General features: G+C 66.3%; 18 protein-coding genes. 5 read left to right on the top strand and 13 right to left on the bottom strand.

The window, feature by feature from the left end; all coding sequences use genetic code 11:
• Positions 1-71 precede the first annotated feature (71 nt).
• Positions 72-869 carry an NAD(P)H-binding protein gene (locus ACN0V4_RS02530; RefSeq protein WP_417672939.1) on the top strand — a complete coding sequence of 266 codons (798 nt, stop codon included), beginning with the start codon at positions 72-74 and terminating at the stop codon, positions 867-869.
• Between the two features lie 94 nt (positions 870-963).
• Here the strand turns inward: ACN0V4_RS02530 and ACN0V4_RS02525 are convergent, their stop codons facing one another.
• The 3 genes from ACN0V4_RS02525 to ACN0V4_RS02515 form a co-directional block, all read right to left on the bottom strand.
• Positions 964-2,721: a peptidoglycan -binding protein gene (locus ACN0V4_RS02525; protein ID WP_417672938.1), complete on the bottom strand. Its 1,758-nt coding sequence runs from the start codon at positions 2,719-2,721 to the stop codon at positions 964-966.
• Between the two features lie 3 nt (positions 2,722-2,724).
• Positions 2,725-3,909, bottom strand: a complete 1,185-nt coding sequence (locus tag ACN0V4_RS02520; RefSeq protein WP_417672937.1) for a biopolymer transporter ExbB — start codon at positions 3,907-3,909, stop codon at positions 2,725-2,727.
• Positions 3,910-3,976: 67 nt separating this feature from the next.
• On the bottom strand, positions 3,977-4,507 hold the full coding sequence (locus ACN0V4_RS02515; protein ID WP_417672936.1) for a gamma-glutamylcyclotransferase: 531 nt from the start codon (positions 4,505-4,507) through the stop codon (positions 3,977-3,979).
• An 81-nt stretch (positions 4,508-4,588) separates the two neighbouring features.
• Between ACN0V4_RS02515 and ACN0V4_RS02510 the strand changes: the two genes are divergently transcribed.
• Positions 4,589-5,590: a DUF2125 domain-containing protein gene (locus tag ACN0V4_RS02510; protein ID WP_417672935.1), complete on the top strand. Its 1,002-nt coding sequence runs from the start codon at positions 4,589-4,591 to the stop codon at positions 5,588-5,590.
• 1 nt (position 5,591) lies between these two features.
• Here ACN0V4_RS02510 and ACN0V4_RS02505 read toward each other — a convergent pair whose 3' ends face one another.
• The 5 genes from ACN0V4_RS02505 to ACN0V4_RS02485 all read right to left on the bottom strand — a co-directional run bounded on the left by ACN0V4_RS02505 (position 5,592) and on the right by ACN0V4_RS02485 (position 10,233).
• Positions 5,592-6,437: an extensin family protein gene (locus ACN0V4_RS02505; RefSeq protein WP_417672934.1), complete on the bottom strand. Its 846-nt coding sequence runs from the start codon at positions 6,435-6,437 to the stop codon at positions 5,592-5,594.
• A complete protein-coding gene (locus tag ACN0V4_RS02500) occupies positions 6,434-7,372 on the bottom strand; it encodes a prephenate/arogenate dehydrogenase family protein (protein WP_417672933.1) in 939 nt (312 codons plus the stop codon). Before ACN0V4_RS02500 ends, ACN0V4_RS02505 begins: the two co-directional genes overlap by 4 nt.
• On the bottom strand, positions 7,369-8,454 hold the full coding sequence (gene hisC, locus ACN0V4_RS02495) for a histidinol-phosphate transaminase (protein WP_417672932.1): 1,086 nt from the start codon (positions 8,452-8,454) through the stop codon (positions 7,369-7,371). Before hisC ends, ACN0V4_RS02500 begins: the two co-directional genes overlap by 4 nt.
• Positions 8,455-8,678: 224 nt before the next feature.
• Positions 8,679-9,299, bottom strand: a complete 621-nt coding sequence (gene rpsD, locus ACN0V4_RS02490; protein ID WP_417672931.1) for a 30S ribosomal protein S4 — start codon at positions 9,297-9,299, stop codon at positions 8,679-8,681.
• Positions 9,300-9,618: 319 nt separating this feature from the next.
• A complete protein-coding gene (locus ACN0V4_RS02485) occupies positions 9,619-10,233 on the bottom strand; it encodes a TetR/AcrR family transcriptional regulator (protein WP_417672930.1) in 615 nt (204 codons plus the stop codon).
• Between the two features lie 56 nt (positions 10,234-10,289).
• Between ACN0V4_RS02485 and ACN0V4_RS02480 the strand changes: the two genes are divergently transcribed.
• Together ACN0V4_RS02480 and ACN0V4_RS02475 are read left to right on the top strand one after the other, a co-directional pair.
• Positions 10,290-10,736, top strand: a complete 447-nt coding sequence (locus ACN0V4_RS02480; RefSeq protein WP_417672929.1) for a nuclear transport factor 2 family protein — start codon at positions 10,290-10,292, stop codon at positions 10,734-10,736.
• The gene (locus ACN0V4_RS02475; RefSeq protein WP_417672928.1) at positions 10,729-11,556 is read left to right on the top strand and encodes an NAD(P)H-binding protein; all 828 of its coding nucleotides are present in this window, start codon (positions 10,729-10,731) and stop codon (positions 11,554-11,556) included. Before ACN0V4_RS02480 ends, ACN0V4_RS02475 begins: the two co-directional genes overlap by 8 nt.
• A 77-nt stretch (positions 11,557-11,633) precedes the next feature.
• On the opposite strand, the gene ACN0V4_RS02470 is transcribed toward ACN0V4_RS02475, so the two are convergent.
• The 5 genes from ACN0V4_RS02470 to ACN0V4_RS02450 form a co-directional block, all read right to left on the bottom strand.
• A complete protein-coding gene (locus tag ACN0V4_RS02470; protein WP_417672927.1) occupies positions 11,634-12,698 on the bottom strand; it encodes a Hint domain-containing protein in 1,065 nt (354 codons plus the stop codon).
• Positions 12,699-12,797: 99 nt separating this feature from the next.
• Positions 12,798-13,772, bottom strand: coding sequence for a lipid A-modifier LpxR family protein (locus tag ACN0V4_RS02465; protein WP_417672926.1), 975 nt, complete (start codon positions 13,770-13,772; stop codon positions 12,798-12,800).
• Positions 13,773-13,893: 121 nt separating this feature from the next.
• Positions 13,894-14,931, bottom strand: coding sequence for an HlyD family secretion protein (locus ACN0V4_RS02460; RefSeq protein WP_417672925.1), 1,038 nt, complete (start codon positions 14,929-14,931; stop codon positions 13,894-13,896).
• Positions 14,928-16,580 (bottom strand): MFS transporter, encoded by a 1,653-nt coding sequence (locus ACN0V4_RS02455; protein WP_417672924.1) that lies wholly within the window; start codon positions 16,578-16,580, stop codon positions 14,928-14,930. Before ACN0V4_RS02455 ends, ACN0V4_RS02460 begins: the two co-directional genes overlap by 4 nt.
• The gene (locus tag ACN0V4_RS02450; protein WP_417672923.1) at positions 16,577-17,011 is read right to left on the bottom strand and encodes a MarR family winged helix-turn-helix transcriptional regulator; all 435 of its coding nucleotides are present in this window, start codon (positions 17,009-17,011) and stop codon (positions 16,577-16,579) included. The genes ACN0V4_RS02455 and ACN0V4_RS02450 overlap by 4 nt, the downstream gene beginning before the upstream one ends.
• 162 nt (positions 17,012-17,173) lie before the next feature.
• Here ACN0V4_RS02450 and ACN0V4_RS02445 point away from each other — a divergent pair, with 162 nt between their 5' ends.
• On the top strand, positions 17,174-17,623 hold the full coding sequence (locus ACN0V4_RS02445; RefSeq protein ID WP_417672922.1) for a GNAT family N-acetyltransferase: 450 nt from the start codon (positions 17,174-17,176) through the stop codon (positions 17,621-17,623).
• Positions 17,624-17,631 lie beyond the last annotated feature (8 nt).

Genomic DNA, 17,631 nt, shown 5'->3' with positions numbered 1-17,631 from the left:
GATTGTGCCTTCTTATGGCAGAACAGCGATCGCCCTATCTTATCGAAAATCCAGACAAGAAAGGAAGTCGCATGATTCTGATCACAGGAGCCTCCGGCCAGCTCGCAAGCCAGATTGCAACCGGAGCGAAGCGGCTCGGCCTCACTGCAATGACCGCCAGCCGGTCGCCCGATGCAGATCGCCGCATGGATTTCGACAGGCCGGAAACACTTGATTTCACCGGAATCGAGACACTTTTTCTGACCTCTGCCGGCTATGCAGAGGATGATGTCGTGATGCGCCGCCATGGCGCCGTTCTGGATGCAGCGCGCGCGCAAGGCGTCAAGCATGTGATCTACACCAGCCTTTCCCACTCCGGCGACCATCTGGGTTTCGCCCTCGCGCACCGTTGGACAGAGCGTGAGATCCAAGCCAGCGGACTGCGCTGGACCATTCTGCGGAATGGCCTTTACGCTGAGCTGATCGGAGCGCTGGTTGCACCCCGCGACGGACGGATCGCCGTGCCATTCGGACATGGCCGGATTTCCGCGGTCGCTCGGGCCGATCTGGCACAGGCCGCGCTGTCCGTTCTGGCGGCTCCCGAAAGGCATACAGGGCGTTGTTACGACCTGACCGGAACACATGCTTTTTCGGCAGCCGAGATCGCGTCACGGATAGGTGCCCCCTATCTGCCCACAGATTTCGCGACCGAGCGCGCAGGATTGGAGGGCCTGCCGCTCCTTCCCTTCCAACCCCCTATGTTGATGTCGATTGCGTCCAGCGCGACGGCAGGGTTTCTGGAAACACAGGAGACCGATCTTGAGGCCCTGGTTGCGGCCCCTCGCGATCCGCTGGAAATTGCCTGCGCAATCGCGATGTCTGGCCTATAGCAGGAAAACAGACGGGCGACTTTGGGCTCAATGCCCCAGCGCCCGCCAAACGATGCACCCGCAGCCATCCGGCTCAAACCCCTGCCGCCCCGGCCTATTTCTCGGTCAGCTTCAGCTCGATCCGCCGGTTCTGGGCGCGGGCTTCGGGGGTGTTGGCCGGGTTGATCGGCTGATATTCCCCGAAACCGTTGGCCGACAGCCGGCCCGGCGGGATGCCCTCCTGATCGACCAGATAGCGGACCACCGACAGGGCGCGCGCCTGGCTCAACTCCCAGTTGTCCTTGAAGATGGCACCGGGACGCAGCGGCACGTTGTCGGTATGGCCGTCGACCCGGATCACCCAGTCGATCTCGGGCGGGATCTCGGCGGCGATGCCGCGCAGGATCCGGGCGATCTTCGACAGCTCCGCCTTGCCGGCATCCGACAGCTCGGCCTCGCCGGTGGGAAACAGCACCTCTGAGGAGAAGACGAAGCGGTCGCCCTGGATGTGCACCCCTTCCTGGGTGCCCAGCACATCGCGCAGCCGCCCGAAGAATTCCGACCGGTAGCGTTCCAGATCCTTGGTCTGTTCCTTCAGCTTGGCCGCCTCGACCTCAAGCCGCTTGCGCTCCGCCTCCTCCAGCACCCGGCGCTTGCGTTCCTCGCTGGCGGCACGGGCGAGCGCGGCGTTCAGATCCTTGCCAAGGCTGTCCAGCCGCACCTGTTGAGAGCTGTCGCGTTCCTTGTAATCGTCCAGCAGCGCCTGCAGGCTGCCAAGCTGGCCACGCAGCGCCGCCACCTGCTGGTTCAACAGCGCCGTCTGCCGCTGCGCCTCGGCCGAGATCTCCTGTTCCTTGGCCAATTGCTCCCTGGCCTTGGCAAGCAAGATCTGGCGCTGCTCCGCCTCGCTGAGCTGGTCCGAGGCCTGGACTTCCGCCGCCGCCTTGGCGGCCAGCGCCGCCGTCAACTGGCGGCGCAGCTCCTCCGGATCGGTGCTCGCCCCCTTGCTGGCATCGAGATCGGCAAGCGCCGCGGCCAACTTCTGGTCAAGTTCCTTCTTCGCCGCATCCGCCGCGGCCAGCAGCGTCAGCGTGTCCTCCGCCGCCTTGCGCTGACGCTCCAGCTCCAGCGTCATCGCGGTCAGCTCGGCGTCGGAATTCTTCAACTTGTCGCGCAGCGCCTCAGCAGCGGCGGTTTCGGCCAGCCGCGCCTTCTCCGCCTCGCTGAGCTGGCTTTGCAGCGCGCCCATCTGGGTCGCCCCCTCGGCATCCTTCTTGCGCAGATCGGCGACCAGCGCCTCGAGCGCCTCTCGCTTGGCGGCGTCAAGCCGGGCGGCCTCGGCCTGGGCGTCGATCTCCTCGCGGTGCTTGGCCAGCGCCAGGTTCAGCGCCTCCTGCTCCGAGATCAGCTTGGCCTTCTCGCCCTCCAATGCGGCGACCTGCCCCTCGACCCTGGTCTTGTCGGCCAGAAGCCCCGCGACCTGTTCCTCGAAACTGGCGATGCGGCCCTGCGCGGCATCGAGCGCCGCCACCTTCTGATCCCGCTCCGCGGTCAGCGCGGCCAAAGCGGCCTGGGCCTGATCCAGGTTCGACTGGGTATCGTTCAAGGTCGAGGTCAGCGCCCCCATCCGCGCCTTGAGCTGGGCGTTGGTCCTTTCCTGCAGCCCCAGCGATTGCGCCAGCGTGGCGACCTCGGCCGATAGCTTGTCCAGCTCGCTTTCCTGTCCGGTGATGGTCTCGCGCAGGACGAATTGCACCACCATGAAGATGGTCAGGACGAACATCAGCACCATCAGAAGCCCGGTCATCGCATCGACGAAGCCGGGCCAGATCGGGCTGTTCGAATGCTGGCTGCCGCGACGGGAGAGGGCCATGCCCTAGCCCTCCGCCGGGTCGGACCGCCCCCGCCCGCCCCGGCCGGGACGCGGGGCAAGTGCCTTGATCAGGATGTCGATATCCTTGCGCAGCTCGGCCATGCTTTCCTGCCGGCCGGCCGAGATTTCCTCGAGAATGCGCAGCATCTGCACGTCGATCGACCGCAGGCGCATCCGGCTTTCGGCGTCCATTCCGTCGCCGGTGCCCTGATCGCGGATCAGCTCGATCAGCGTGTCCTGCCCCACCGCCACCCGCTCGAGCGCGGCGGTGATGGTATCGTTCTGCTCCATCCGGTCGGTCATGCGGTCCAGGCTGTCGGCCAGATCGGAAAGCTTGCGGTCCACCATCGCCCGGCTCTGGTCGGTCTGGGCGAACATCTGGCTCAGCGCCTCCATCTGCTCGGACATGTGTTCCATCACGCCTTCGAGCAGGCTCGCCTCGCTCTCCCCCTCCTCGCCGGAGGAGAAGCCGAGCCGGGTGATCGAGGACAGCCATTCCTCAAGCTCACGATAGAAGCGGTTCTGCCCGTGGCTCGCGAACAGCTCGAGCAGCCCGACCAGCAGCGACCCCGCCAAGCCGAGGAGCGAGGAGGAGAATGCGGTGCCCATGCCCCCCAGTTGGCTCTCCAGCCCGGTCATCAGCCGGCTGAAGATCGTCAGCCCCTCGTCCCCCTTTTGCGGCGCGAGGCTGCGGATGGTGTCGACCACCGCCGGCACCGTGGTGGCAAGCCCGTAGAAGGTGCCCAGAAGGCCGAGAAAGATCAGCAGGTTGGCAATATAGCGGGTGATCTCGCGTTCTTCGTCGATGCGTTCGGCCACCGAATCCAGCATCGACCGCGACGAGCTGGAACTGATCTGCATCCGCGCCCCCCGCGTGCGCAGCAGCGACGCCAGCGGCGCCAGAAGCTGCGGCGGCCGCATCTCGCCCGCCTCGCCGGCGACGAACCGTTCGATCCAGCGGACCGAGCTGATCAACTGGGTCACCTGCCAGAAACAGGCCAGGACGCCGATCAGGAAGACCACCGTGATCGAGCCGTTCAGGTAGATGTTCGAGAAGAACACCGACATCACCCGCGGCAGCGCCACGAAGGCACCGAAGCCCGCCAGACCCACCGCGATCAACATCATGACGATCTGGCGGATTGGTTGTGAGAATTGCGGCCGGGGGTCGCGCTGTCTCTGCGCCATATTGGGGCGTCCTGTGATCTCTGCTCTGGTCGGGAGATTACAGTTAAGCCCCGACAAGGCCAAGGGTTTATGCCAGCAAAGCCCGCACCCGCGCCGCCAGCCAGTCCAGATCCGGATCGCTCAGCCCGATCTGGGCCAGATGAGCGGCGGTATTGAACAGATATTCGGCATTGGGTCCGCGCCCGCCCACCGCATGGGCGATGATCCGCGCCTGTTCCTCAAGCGCCAGACCGCCACAATATTGCCCGTGGCCGGGATCGACCACATAGGTCAGCGCGGTCACCTCGCCGCCGTCGGCCAGCGCCACCGGCAGCTTCTTTTCCAGATAGGCGGAGGAGATCAGCTCGCGTTCGCGCAGATAGGCCAGCGTCTCCGCCTCCCGTCCCGCCGCCACCGCCAGGGCGAGCCCGGAACAGGCCGCCCCCTCGTTCCGGTCGAGCGCCAGCACCAGTCCGGGATCCTCCAGCGTGCCGCGATGGTGGATCGAGCGCATGCAGAACGACCGGTGATAGCCGGGCAGCCGGGCAACGGCGCTTTGCGCCACCTCGAAGCCGGGGTTCCACAGCAGCGATCCATATCCGAATACCCACATGGTCATGCGACGGGTTCCTTGCGCCTTTGCTTGGTGCGATCGCTGCCTGTAAACACCAAAACCAGAACCGACAAAAGGGGACCGCAGATGCGGCGTCTGATCAAAATCGCGTTGCTGCTGGGGCTGGTCTGGTCCGGCATCTGGATCGCCGCCGACTATGGGCTGAAACGTGGCATCGACCAGTGGTTCGCGGCGCAGCGGGCGCGCGGCTGGCAGGCGGAACAGGCCGGGCTCGACAGCGCGGGCTATCCGCTGCGGCATGTGATCCAGATCGCCGCACCGGCCCTGGCCGACCCGGGCACCGGCGCCGCCTGGCGCGCCGACTGGCTGCGGCTGGACAGCCCGGCGATCTGGCCCGGCCGTCAGACCCTGGTCTTTCCCGACAGCGATCAACGGCTGTCGGTGTTCGACCGCACCTCGGTCCTGCGGGCGACGGGGATGCAGGCGCGGCTTGACCTAAGGCCGGGGCGCGCGCTGTCGCTCGACCGGCTGGAGCTGGGCGCCGGCGACTGGCGGCTCAGGACAGCCGATGGCACGGTGATGGGAGCCGACGGGCTGACCCTGTCGATGGTCCAGCAAGGCGCGCCAGAGAACTATTCTCTCTCCTTCTCGGCCCCGGATTTCACCCCCGGCGGCGCCCTGCGGCTGGCGGCGGCGGCCGGGGCGGCGCTGCCGCCGGGGTTCGATGCCCTCGACCTGCAGGCCACCGTCCGCTTCGACCGCCCCTGGGACCGTCGCGCGCTTGAGGAGCGGCGACCACAGCCTCGCGCTCTGCTGCTCGATCAGGCCGATATCCGATGGGGCGAGTTGACGCTCTCGGCGCGCGGGGCGCTCGATATCGACCCCCAGGGTCGCCCGAGCGGCACCATCGCACTGCGGGCAGAGAACTGGCGCCAGATGCTGGACATGAGCGTCGCCGCCGGCGCGCTGTCGCCGCAGCAGGCCGAACCGCTCGCCCGGGTGCTGGCGCTGCTCGCGGGGAGCGGCGACGACAGCGACACGCTCGACACCGAATTACGCTTTGCCGAAGGCATGATGCTGCTGGGGCCGCTGCCACTGGGGCCGGCGCCGGATTTGCGCCTGCGCTAGATCAGCGGCAATAGGGGCCGTTGCGATAGCGGGCCACATCCATGTGGAAGTGATCCTCGTGATAGCCGTCCGACTTCGGCCCCAGAACGGTCCCGAACGGGCCGCAGGCGGCCTTGAGCGCCAGGCCGAGAGGGCGCAGCGTCGAGCCCCGCCCCCAGCCCTGCAGCACGGTGACGACCTCGCCGTCCTGCATGGTGAAGCCCGAGATGTCGATCGCCCGGCCACGCCCGTGTTCCGAGATCTTGGCGCCCCGCTGATTGTTGCGCGGGCGGCAGACGTAATCAGCGGCGACCTTCAGTTCGACCAGCGGGCCACGCTGGCGGAAGGCGGGTTTGGCGCCATTCACCACCCAGGTCTTAAGCGCCCGGGCGGCGTCGCAGGTGATCAGCGCCGGCTGGCTCAGCTTGACCCCGGCGACCGAGCGCACCCGCACCGCCTCGTCGATGCCGCAGCCCTTGATCTTGCCCGGCACCCGACCGACCTGCTCGCCCTGGATGTCGGGATCGCCACAGATGGCGCCGCGCTGCCGTTCGACCTGGCGCAGCACCGCCTTGCCGGCAGACCCCGCAGGCCGCGACCGCGGACGCAGAGAGGTTACGGGACCAGATTGCGACAGCGCCGCCTGCCGGGTCGCGACAGAGGTGATCTGAGACACGGCAGAGCCCCCATCGGGGCCGGGCGCGGGTCCGATGGGCAGCCCCACCACCTCGGCGTCCGCCGCGTGCGGCACTTCGGCCGCGGCGACGGCACGCATTTGCGGGCGCAGGCTTTCCACCGGCGCACCGGCCAGCGCCGACGATGCCAGGATCAGCAGCCCCGCGACGACGCCCCCGCGCGCAGGGATCATGCCTTGCCCTTGGCCCCGCGACCGAAGTCCGGCGCAGAGGTATCCTGCCCCGCCTCGATGATGCCGCGCCGGATCGCGCGGGTGCGCGTGAAGTAATCGAACAGATGCTGGCCGTCACCGGTCCGGATCGCCCGTTGCAGCGCAAAGAGCTCCTCGGTGAACCGGCCGAGAATCTCCAGCGTCGCCGTCTTGTTGGTCAGGAAGATGTCGCGCCACATCGTCGGGTCCGAGGCCGCGATCCGGGTGAAGTCCCGAAACCCGGCGGCAGAGTATTTGATCACCTCGGAATCGGTCACCCGCCGCAGATCGTCGGCGACGCCCACCATCGTATAGGCGATCAGATGCGGCGTATGGCTGGTGACGGCAAGCACCAGATCGTGATGATCGGCCTCCATCTCGTCGACATTGGCGCCCATCCCCTCCCAGAAGCGACGCAGCCGCATCACCGCCGAGGGCTCGGTATCCTCGACCGGCACCAGCAGGCACCAGCGGTTCTGGAACAGCTCGGCAAAGCCGCTTTCCGGGCCGGAATGCTCGGTCCCCGCCAGCGGGTGGGACGGCACGAAATGCACCCCCTCCGGCACATGCGGAGAGACCGTCTCGATCACGTGACGCTTGACCGAGCCCACATCCGAAAGCGTGGCACCGGGTTTCAGCGCCGGCGCGATCTCGGCCGCGACCTGCCCCATGGCACCGACGGGCACGCAGAGCACCACCAGATCGGCGCCCTCGACCGCCTCGGCGGCGCTGTCGCAGATCCGGTCACACAGACCGATGCGGCGGGCGGTGTCGCGGGTGGTCTCGGAACGGGCATAGCCCGTCACCTCGCCCGCCAGCCCGGCGCGCTGGATCGCCCAGAACATCGACGAGGCGATCAGACCGAGGCCGATCAGCGCGACCCGGTCATAGACCGGTTTGGTGGCGGGCAGGCTCATGCCCTGCCCTCCTTGAAGGCCTTGATGGCACCGGCAACCCGGCGGCAGGCGGCCTCGTCCCCGATGGTGATCCTGAGCGCATTGGGCAGCCCGTAGCCGGCCACCCGGCGCACGATCAGTCCCTGGCCCTGCAGATATTGATCGCAGGCCTCGGCCTCGGCCTGATCGGTGAAGCGGGCCAGGATGAAGTTGGCGCAGGAGGTGTCGGAGGCGACGCCGCATTCGGCCAGCGCCTCGGCCAGCCAGCCGCGCCACTTGGCGTTCTCGGACCGGCAATAGTCGACATAGTCCTGATCATCGAGCGCCGCCACCGCCGCCGCCAGCGCGCTGTTCGACAGGTTGAAGGGGCCGCGCACCCTGTTCAGCACGTCCACGATCTCTTGCGGGCCATAGCCCCAGCCGACGCGCAGCCCACCAAGCCCGTAGATCTTGGAGAAGGTCCGGGTCATGAAGACATTGTCGCGGGCCGAAACCAGCCCGGCGCCCGCATCGAAACCTTCGACGAATTCGGCATAGGCGCCATCCAGCACCAGCAGCGTCTCTTCCGGCAGGCCCTCGGCCAGCCGCGCCACCTCGGCCGCCCCGATCATCGTGCCGGTGGGGTTGGCCGGGTTGGCGATGAAGACCAGCTTGGTTTTCGGATTGGCGGCGGCAAGGATATTGTCGACGCTGATCACGCGGTCCTGCTCCGGCACCACCACCGGGGTGGCCCCGACGGCGAGCGCCGAAATCCGGTACATGGAAAACCCGTGTTCGGTATAAAGCACCTCATCCCCCGGGCCGGCATAGGCCTGGCAGAGAAAGGAAATGATCTCGTCCGAGCCGGCACCGCAGATGATCCGGTCTGGATCGAGGCCATTGAGCGCGCCGATGGCCTTGCGCAGAACGCCGTGATCGGTCGAGGGATAGCGATGGAGCCCCGCGGCGCTGTCACGCACGGCGGCGATGGCGCGGGGGCTGGGGCCGAAGGGGTTCTCGTTCGACGACAGCTTGACCACATTCGCCACGCCCTCGACATGCGCCGCGCCGCTTTGATAGAGCGCGATTTCCATGATGCCGGGTTGAGGGGTGATTTTGGTCATTTCAGGACTCCATTAACTGGGGCCCGTCATAGCCGCAGCGCGACGCAAGGGGAAGCCGGGATATCACCGGAGCCGGCCCGGCGGCACCCGCCGGGATTGAGGGGCCAGCCCCTCAAACTCCCCGGGATATTTGCAGCTAGAAAAAGGGCGCAGCCGGCGGCGGACATGAAAAACCCGCCGCGCGGAACGCGGCGGGTTTCGGAAAGTCGGGGTGGCGCAGAGACTTAGTTCTGCGCGTAGAATTCGATGACCAGATGCGGTTCCATCTGCACCGGGTACGGCACGTCGCCCAGGCCCGGGGTGCGCACGAAGGTGGCAACCATCTTGTGGTGGTCGACTTCGAGGTAATCCGGCACGTCGCGTTCCGGCAGTTGCACGGCTTCGAGCAGCACGGCCATCTGCTTGGATTTCTCGCGGACCTCGATCACGTCACCCTCTTTCACGCGGTAGGAGGGGATGTTCACGGCCTTGCCGTTCACCAGCACGTGGCCGTGGTTGACGAACTGACGGGCAGCGAAGACGGTCGGCACGAACTTGGCGCGATAGACGACGGCGTCGAGGCGGCGCTCCAGCAGACCGATCAGGTTTTCACCGGTATCGCCCTTGACCCGCTCGGCTTCGGCATAGATGCGGCGGAACTGCTTTTCGGTCAGATCGCCGTAGTAGCCCTTCAGCTTTTGCTTGGCGCGCAGCTGGATGCCGAAGTCGGACAGTTTGCCCTTGCGGCGCTGGCCGTGCTGGCCGGGGCCATATTCACGACGGTTCACCGGGGACTTCGGACGGCCCCAGATGTTTTCGCCCATGCGGCGGTCAATTTTGTACTTGGCAGAGGTGCGTTTGGTCACCGTCTGATCTCCTTCGTTATGGTCGCGGACCGAGGGGACCGCTATGAAGGGCGTTGTCCTCTTGGGGTCTCCCCCATGACAGGCATCCCCTTGCGGGGGCCACCAACACCAATGAGATGGCGCTTATAGAGGCCTTCGGCGGGGAGTCAACAGGGTGTGCGCGAAGGGCGACCTAGAATCCATCCAAGACATTCCTTCGCAGTGCAGAATTCACAGCTAAAGCGGAAGACCTAGTAACCGTTGCGGACCCCCTGAGGACCAGAGTGTCCCACGGCGTGGCGTGGGAGGCCGCAAGGGGAACGTCAGGCGATGCTGACGTTCATCCCATTGCCCGCAGACCCGCGGTGATCGCCGCGGCCAGTTTGCTCACCTCCGCGCGTGAGGGCGTCATGCCGATGACGATCATGCGCCAATAGAGCGGTGCCGGGAGCAGGTCGAGCGCGAGCTGCAGGTCCAGTGTCGAGGGCAGTTCGCCACGCGATATGGCGCGCGACAGGAGCGCCTGGCCCTGACCGCGCCGCTGCCCTGCCACGCGCGCATTCAACTGGCGCATCTCCGAGGACCGGACCGCCTCCGCGTGGATATCCGGCAGGATGCGCCGAACCAGCGGATGCCGCAGCGCCGCGCGGAGCCGGAAGAGAAAAGCCTCCACGTCGGCCTCGAGCGATCCCTGATCCTCGATGATGGCCATTTGCAGGCCAAGCGCCTCGAGCGCCTCAGCGGCGAATTCCCCGCGCGAAGACCAGCGCCGATAGATCGCCGCCTTCCCCGCACCCGCCCGGCTGGCGACCCGCTCGAGGCTGACGGCCGCGAACCCCTTCTCCGCCCATTCGAGAAACAGCGCGCGATAGAGCGCCTCGGTCAGATCGACCCGGGGCACCGCCGCGCCCGACGGGGCGCGTTTCCTTTTTGCGTCGGAACGCTTGCGTTCCATCCAGATTCCCCCGTATGGTCGATACGATACCGTTCCAACCATTATCGGAGCTTCTCATGGCTGGCAAGTTTGACACTTTCGGCGGCGTCCTGAGGGGAGCCCTCGGCCCCCGCCTGACCTCCACCGACGATTTCCTTGATCTCTTTGCCGAGGATGTGATCTTCGAATTTCCCTATGCCCCGCCGGGGATGCCCCGTCGCCTCGACGGGCGCGACAGCTTGGCCGCACATCTGAAACGGCTCGGCCCGCTGCTCGAATTCGACGGCTTCGAGCTCAGCTCCTCCTACCCATCTGGTGACACGGTCATCTTCGAATTCACCTGCGACGGGCGTGGCGCGGCAACCGGCAAGGCCTACAACCAGAGCTACATTTCAGTGGTCACCCTCAGGGATGGGCGCATTGCCCGGTACCGGGACTACTGGAACCCGCTGATCCTGCGCGCGGCGCTCGGGGAGGAGGGCGGGGTTGCGGCGCTGGCCGGTGAGGACGCGGCCCATGGCTGAGCGTATTCTTGTCACGGGCGGCACCGGCACCACCGGCAGCCGCGTCGCCCGGCGCCTCGAAGAGAGGGGCATTCCGGTGGCGATCGGAACCCGGCGCCCGAAAGCGGCAAGCGATGTCCCGTTCGACTGGGCCGACCCGGCCTCCGCCGCCGCGTTCGACGGCTGCACTGCCGCCTATCTCGTGGCGCCCACCGACCGCACCGACCATCTGGCGGTGATGCAGCCGATCCTCGAGCGCGCAATGGCGCGTGGCACCAGGCGTTTCGTGCTGCTCAGCTCGTCGCAATTCGCGTCAGGCGGCCCGATGATGGGCGAGGTTCATGCCTGGCTCGCCGCGACCGTGCCCGAATGGGCCGTCCTGCGGCCGTCCTGGTTCATGGAGAATTTCTCGCACGGCCCGCATGCCCGGACCATCCGCGAAGAAGACGCGATCTTCAGCGCAACCGGCACCGGCCGCGTCGGGTTCATCAGCGCCGATGACATCGCCGCGGCGGCTGTCGCGGCGCTGACGGTCGAAACCTCGCTCAACAGGGATGCCATTCTCACCGGCCCGGAAGCGCTGAGCTACGGTGATGTCGCAGGGGTGATCTCGGGCCTGCTGTTGCGTCCGGTCCGCCATGTCAGCCTGGAGAGTGCGGATCTGGTGCGGCGCCACATGGCCCAGGGCCTGCCGCGCGACTATGCCGAGGCGCTGGCGCATCTCGACGAGGTCATTCGCGACGGGGGCGAGGACCGGACCACCCCGGAAATCCTGCAGCTGACCGGGCGGGAGCCGATATCCTTCCGGCAGTTTGCCGAACGCAACCTGCCCCGCTGGTGATCGAAGCATTGCGGGCCGATATACGGCTGCCGCCTATCGGCGAATGTCAGGAAGGTCCGCATAGCTGACCAACGGACCTAAGCCGCCTCATGCATCAGGATTGCCGCCTCGGACCGGGTGAGGTTGGGCCGGGCGGCGGGGCCATAGAGCCCCGGATCGCGATCAAGACCGGGCAGGTGCCGCAGCAGCCGGTCGCGATCCCCTGCCTCCAGCGAGCCGAGATCGGCATTGGCGGGATGGAAGCTTTCGGTTTCCACCCCGTTGGCGATGAGAATCTCATGCTGCGGCAGCAACAGATGCACATAGGTGACCTCACGCAGGGCGTGATCCTGAATCACCGTGGTGTCATTGATCAGATCGCGGGCGGCGACCAGAACTTCGTCGGTGTTGAACAGCGCCCGGGCGGCGCGGCCGTGCACCAGCATGCGGTGTTCGGGCGAGACCAGCAGCTCCTGATCCGGGCGTTCGATGCCGAGCGCGCCGGGACGCAGGCGGATCGGGCGCAGATGCGGCATCACATGCAACCGCGCCCCGCTCAACCGCCGGCTGCCGGTCCAGATCACCGGCTGCGCCCCATTGTCGCGGGTCTGCACCAGATCGCCTTCGCGCAGCTCCTCGATCGGGCGATAGCCCTCCGGTGTCGCCAGTCGGGTGCCGGGGGTAAAGCAGATCACCCCGCCCTGCCCCTGCCCCTGTGACCGGTCGGCCGAGGCGGCGAGCGAATGGCGCACCACCCAGAGATCGGTATGCCGTGGCGGCAGATCGTCAATGAACATCAGCAGCGGCCGACGGCTTCCGCCGGCTTCGATCAGGGTGACGGTATAGCTGCGGGCGCCATCGGTGACGACGAAATAACGGTCCATCAGCGGATCATCGACGGCAACGGCGTCGAGATCGGTGACATTCTGCACCGCGGCACCGACCAGACGGCGCACGCTGCGCGCCGCACGTCTGCGTATCTCTACCTCTCCGTCCGCGCCTTCCAGCCGCAGCAGCCCGTTTGGGCCATCGACACGCAGGGTATCCCCGCGCCAGGACCATGCCGCCCCGATCTCGAGCGCACCGAGCGGCGCGTCCTCCAGACCGTCGATCTCTGTCTGCGACCAAGAGATAACGAACGTGCCACGAAAGCCCGTTCTCATCTGCTCTGTGCCTGCCTCAATTTTATTGTTGCGAGGAGGTTAACAAATGAACTCGACCGAAGAAAGAGTTTCTGGATCCCGGGCAGTTAGACTGTGATCTTAAAACGTCAGCTTGACCTGCAGCAGCCCGACGGTCTGGCCTTCGGGCTGCGCCTCGAACTCTTCCCCCAGATAGGCGACGCCGAGAAAGACGCCGGCCCGCTGACCCTGCCAGTGCACCCCGGCGCGGAGCCGATCGCGGTGGTTGCTGAGCGCATAGCCGCGCGAGGACGGCAAATAGACGCTGTCGGCGACATAGGCGATATCACCGCCGAAAGTGAAGCTGAAGCCCCGCTGCCCGGCAGAGATGACGCGATACCGATGCCCGCTGACCGGGTCACGGACCAGCAGCTCGCCCCGCCCGGCCGGGCCGATCATCAGATCAGCCCCGACGCGCAACAGGGTCTCATCCCCGGCGCGCGCCTCGACGAAAGGACGCAAGGTGGTTCGCTCGCTCAGATCATAGCTGCGCGCGACCTCCGCCACCGCGGTGGGGCGGACAGTATTGCCGATCTGATTGGCCAGCATCGCCGCGCTCGGCTCGACCGACCCAAAGAGGTCGTGCAATGTCTTGTGAAAGTTGTCGACACCGGTCTGCGGCCCGATGAACACGAGATCGCCCCCCAGCGCCACCTCAAGCCCGCCACGGTTCATATGGCTATGCACCCCGAGCGAGATCGCCCCGGCATAGGGCCGGTCCGAAGCGTTCGGCGTCACCAGATCGTCGGGGGCGATCACCTGGGTCAGAAAGCGGTATTCGATCAGATCGCCAAGCGCGGCCGGCGCCGTGCCGGTCCAGTCATAGCCACGCACATAAGACCCGCCGATCGAGCCGGTGCGCCAGCGATCATCGTGATCGCCGAGGAAATCATTGCCCCAGAAAACGCCGGCTCCCAAGCCATGGCGCCGCATCTGGGCCGGTTGCTGCTCCGCCACGGCGACGACGCCGACCGGAGCCTCCTCCAGCGTGCCGGCCTGAACCCATGTGGCCATGGATGACATGGCGGCGATCACAGCGGCGACTTTGCGCAACATCTCTTGTCCTCATCTCGATCTTACAGGGGGCAAGCTACGCGAAACACAGGCGAATTTCCAGCGAACGACCTTGCGCTGGCGCACGGCTCCCTGTGCAAAACTAAACAAGTCAGTTCACTTTTCAAGGCTTCGCTGTATCGACTTCCACCACCACCGACATGCCCGGCGCCAGCAGCGCCGCCGGTGCCTGATCCGCGTCGATCGAGATTCGAACCGGCAGCCGCTGTGCGATCTTGGTGAAGTTCCCGGTGGCATTGGTGCCCGACAGCAAGCTGAATTCCGAGGCCGTGGCCGGCGAGAAGGAGTCGACATGGCCGTGAAACACCTGGCCGCCCAGCGCATCGACGCTGAACTCGGCCGACTGACCGATCTGCATGCCCTGAATGCCGGTTTCCTTGAAGTTGGCGATCACCCAGTAATCGCGCCCGACATGCGACACCAGCGCGGTGCCGGCGGTGACATATTGCCCCACCCGGGCCGAGACCTGCCCCAGGCGGCCGTCCGAGGGCGCATGGATCACCGTGTTCTCAAGGTCGATCCGGGCCAGCGCCACCGTCGCTTCAGCGCTGTCGATCGCCGCCTTCTTCGCCAGGATCTGCACCCGTGCGCTGTTGATGCTCTCCTTCTGCACCTGCAGTTGCGCCTCGGCCTGACGCACGGCGGCCTTGGCCTGCTGCAGGGTCAGCTCGGACTGATCCAGACTGGATTGCGACTTGATCCCCCGCGCCATCAGCGCCTGGGCGCGATCCCAGCTCGTCTGCGCATTGTCGAGGGTCGACCGCGCCGCATCGAGCGAAGCCTCGCCCGACCGCTCAGACGCCTCGGCCGACCGCACGCTCTGCTCGGCCACCTCGAGCGCAGTCTTCGCGGTCTCCAGATTGGCCTCGGCCTGGGCCAGCTTCTGGCGATAGATGCGGTCGTCGATCCGGGCGATCACGTCGCCCTTCTTCACCTCCTGGAAGTCGACCGCGTCGACCTCGACCAGATAGCCGGCAAGCTGTGGCGCCAAGGTGGTGACCTTGCCGCGGACATAGGCGTTCTCGGTGGTCGGCATGGCCGAGGCGAAGGGCGGCAAATGCCAGGCGAACAGCAACAGGAGCACCCCGGCAAGTCCGATAATCCCGGCGATGGCGGTGGGAAGAGTGTGAGCTTTGGTCATGATTGGGTCTGGTTCTTGGTGTCAGAGGGAGAGGAGAGGCGCAGAGCGCGGGCAACCAGCGCGTCGCGAAACAGATGCAACAGCAGCAGCCCCGCCGCGACGACGGCGATCAGGAAGGTCAGGAAATAGGCATCGTTATAGGCCAGCACATAGGATTGACGCGAGGCTTCGGCGGCGATCTGCGACATCGCCTGCAGCTTGCGTTGCGCCAGATCGGGGGCATAGGGCGCAAGCGACACCATGCGGCTGGCGATCTCGGCGGAGACGGCGGGGCTGGTCGCCGTCAGCTCGGCGGCGAGTTGCTGGATATGAAAAGCCTGACGCAGGTTCACCACGGTCGAGAACAGGCCCGACCCGATCACCCCGCCCAGGCTCTGGGTCGAAACGAAGACGATCACGAAGGACAGGATGTAATTCGGCCCCTTCGCCAGCGCCGAGAGCAAGCCCGCCATCATCGCCGGCGGCATGAACAACATGCCCGCTACGCCGATCAGCGCCTGGCTGATCAGCATCTGCTCGGGCCGCGTGTCATAGGTGGCATGGGCATCCATGAAGGCCCCCGCCGCGATCAGCGCCAGGGCCACCAGATGCAGATAGGCCTCGCGCCCCGGGCGCATCCAGGCCAGGCAGGCCAGCGCCCCGACGAAGGTGGCGATCACGATCACCACGAACAGATCGGTCATCTGCGCGGGCCCCATTCCCAGGGTCTGCAGCATCTTCGGCGCGCCCGAGCTCTGCTCGGACAGGATAACCCGGAACAGGAACAGGGTTGCCATCAGGTGCAAAATCGCCGGCGAGGCCAGCCAGCGCACGTCCAGCATCGGCGCCGCGCGGCGCAGTTCGATCATCATCGCCAGCGCCAGGGCCGCAGTGGCTCCGGCCAGCACCCAGCCCAGCCAGGCGGCATCGGTCCACCAGCGGATCGGCCCGATCACGAAGGCGGTCGCCAGCCCGGCGAAGCCGAGCAGGATCAGCCCGAAGCTGACAACGTCCATCGCCTGAATCACCTTGGCATGCGGCACCGGCCGCAGCGGCAGACGGAAAATGGCGGCCAGCGACACCATTCCCAGCCCCAGAATGGTCAGGTGCACCCGTATAAGCCCGCCATCCCCGATCAGCACCGGAGAAACCACCCGCGCCAGCAGCGGCCCGGCCATCAGAAACGCCATCACCAGCGGCAGCCCCAGCACCATCTTGAAACGCGCCGACATCGGCTCGAGCACATAGAGGAATGCCAAGGTAGACAGCGGCGCCGAAGCGGCACCCGACAGGGCCTGAACCACGATGGCCGAGCGCCAATCATTGATCCAAAGCGCCGCGAAGGCGATCAGCGCATAGATGACGATGCTGACCTCGGCGAAGCGGCGCAGGCCAAACTGGGCGCGGATCTTGATCAGCATCAACGGCAAGGCCGAACGCGGCACGATATAGGCCACCATCAGCCAGCTCGCCTGGGTGGTGGTGATCCCCAGATCGCCGGCGATCTGCGGAATATTGTTCGAAACGAAGCCCTGCCCCAACCCCTGGGACAAGGCCACCAGCGCCCCTGCCCCGACATAGGGCAGCGCCTGGCGGATCGGCAGCGCCGCCGCCGCCTCGGGCTGGGCGGCGGCGGGCTGGGCAGCAGCGGGCTGGGCGGCGGCGCTCATTCGTCCCGCCCCAGCAGATTGGCGGCATTCTGCTCGATCCGCTGCAACACCGACAAGGTCACCGCCTGATCCTCGTCGCTGATCCCGGTCAGCAGACCGGCCCGTGCAGCCTGAATGAAGTGGACGACGCGAATCTGGCGGGCGGCGGGGGTCAGGAACAAGGCCCGTTTGCGGGCATCCCCGTCGATCGCCCGCCGTTCGATCAGCCCCGCGGCGCAAAGCGCATCGACCTGACGCTTCAACGTCGGCGCCTCGATCTCCAGCTCGGTGGCAAGCTCTGCCTGCGTCGCCCCATCCATCCGCACCAGGGTCGACAGCACCCGTGCCCGCGACATGGTCAACCCGACCTCGCGCGCGCTGGAATCATAATGCCGGCGCAACTCGCGCATCACCCGCAGCAGGGCATCGAGAACCTCGGAATCGACAGACATCAGCGCCTCAGATCATTAGCATACTAAGTTCTTAGCTCGCTAAACATGAATCCAGCATGTAATGCAAGATGAGATCGCTCACAGTGCCGTGAGCCGCGTCTCGGAACTTGCCCCGGCACAGAATCCGTGCAGATTTTTCCAGCGACCTCAGGGAGGAAGGACATGATCAGACCCGCGACCGCAGCGGACGAGGAGGCGATCCGCGCCTGTGCCATGGCGGCCTATCAACGCTATGTCGCGGCGATCGGGCGCAAACCGGCGCCAATGCTGGCCGATTTCGCCGCCCAGATTGCCGCCGGGGACATCGAGGTGGCCGAAGATGAGACCACGGGCACATTGCAGGGGTTCATCGTCTCTTTCCCGCGCGGCGATCACATGTTTCTGGAGAACGTCGCGGTCCACCCCGAGGCCGCCGGCCAGGGCATCGGCAAGGCGCTGATCGCCCGGTGCGAAAGCGAGGCGCGCAGGCGGGGGCTCGGCTCGGTCCAGCTCTATACCAATGTGAAGATGGTCGAGAATCTGTCGATCTACCCGCGCCTCGGCTATGTCGAAACCGGCCGGCGGCACGAGGATGGCTTCGACCGGGTCTATTTCGAAAAACCGCTGGGCTGATGGCCCCG

The sequence above is a fragment of the Pseudodonghicola sp. genome, from assembly GCF_048268305.1.
Classification (GTDB): domain Bacteria; phylum Pseudomonadota; class Alphaproteobacteria; order Rhodobacterales; family Rhodobacteraceae; genus Pseudodonghicola.
This window is presented reverse-complemented; position numbering and strand designations above follow the sequence as displayed.

Bases quoted from the DNA above. Each gene is read 5' to 3' on its own strand.
- ACN0V4_RS02530 (WP_417672939.1), top strand. From the start codon at position 72: ATGATTCTGATCACAGGAGCCTCCGGCCAGCTCGCAAGCCAGATTGCA.
- ACN0V4_RS02525 (WP_417672938.1), bottom strand. From the start codon at position 2,721: ATGGCCCTCTCCCGTCGCGGCAGCCAGCATTCGAACAGCCCGATCTGG.
- ACN0V4_RS02520 (WP_417672937.1), bottom strand. From the start codon at position 3,909: ATGGCGCAGAGACAGCGCGACCCCCGGCCGCAATTCTCACAACCAATC.
- ACN0V4_RS02515 (WP_417672936.1), bottom strand. From the start codon at position 4,507: ATGACCATGTGGGTATTCGGATATGGATCGCTGCTGTGGAACCCCGGC.
- ACN0V4_RS02510 (WP_417672935.1), top strand. From the start codon at position 4,589: ATGCGGCGTCTGATCAAAATCGCGTTGCTGCTGGGGCTGGTCTGGTCC.
- ACN0V4_RS02505 (WP_417672934.1), bottom strand. From the start codon at position 6,437: ATGATCCCTGCGCGCGGGGGCGTCGTCGCGGGGCTGCTGATCCTGGCA.
- ACN0V4_RS02500 (WP_417672933.1), bottom strand. From the start codon at position 7,372: ATGAGCCTGCCCGCCACCAAACCGGTCTATGACCGGGTCGCGCTGATC.
- hisC (WP_417672932.1), bottom strand. From the start codon at position 8,454: ATGACCAAAATCACCCCTCAACCCGGCATCATGGAAATCGCGCTCTAT.
- ACN0V4_RS02485 (WP_417672930.1), bottom strand. From the start codon at position 10,233: ATGGAACGCAAGCGTTCCGACGCAAAAAGGAAACGCGCCCCGTCGGGC.
- ACN0V4_RS02480 (WP_417672929.1), top strand. From the start codon at position 10,290: ATGGCTGGCAAGTTTGACACTTTCGGCGGCGTCCTGAGGGGAGCCCTC.
- ACN0V4_RS02475 (WP_417672928.1), top strand. From the start codon at position 10,729: ATGGCTGAGCGTATTCTTGTCACGGGCGGCACCGGCACCACCGGCAGC.
- ACN0V4_RS02470 (WP_417672927.1), bottom strand. From the start codon at position 12,698: ATGAGAACGGGCTTTCGTGGCACGTTCGTTATCTCTTGGTCGCAGACA.
- ACN0V4_RS02465 (WP_417672926.1), bottom strand. From the start codon at position 13,772: ATGTTGCGCAAAGTCGCCGCTGTGATCGCCGCCATGTCATCCATGGCC.
- ACN0V4_RS02460 (WP_417672925.1), bottom strand. From the start codon at position 14,931: ATGACCAAAGCTCACACTCTTCCCACCGCCATCGCCGGGATTATCGGA.
- ACN0V4_RS02455 (WP_417672924.1), bottom strand. From the start codon at position 16,580: ATGAGCGCCGCCGCCCAGCCCGCTGCTGCCCAGCCCGCCGCCGCCCAG.
- ACN0V4_RS02450 (WP_417672923.1), bottom strand. From the start codon at position 17,011: ATGTCTGTCGATTCCGAGGTTCTCGATGCCCTGCTGCGGGTGATGCGC.
- ACN0V4_RS02445 (WP_417672922.1), top strand. From the start codon at position 17,174: ATGATCAGACCCGCGACCGCAGCGGACGAGGAGGCGATCCGCGCCTGT.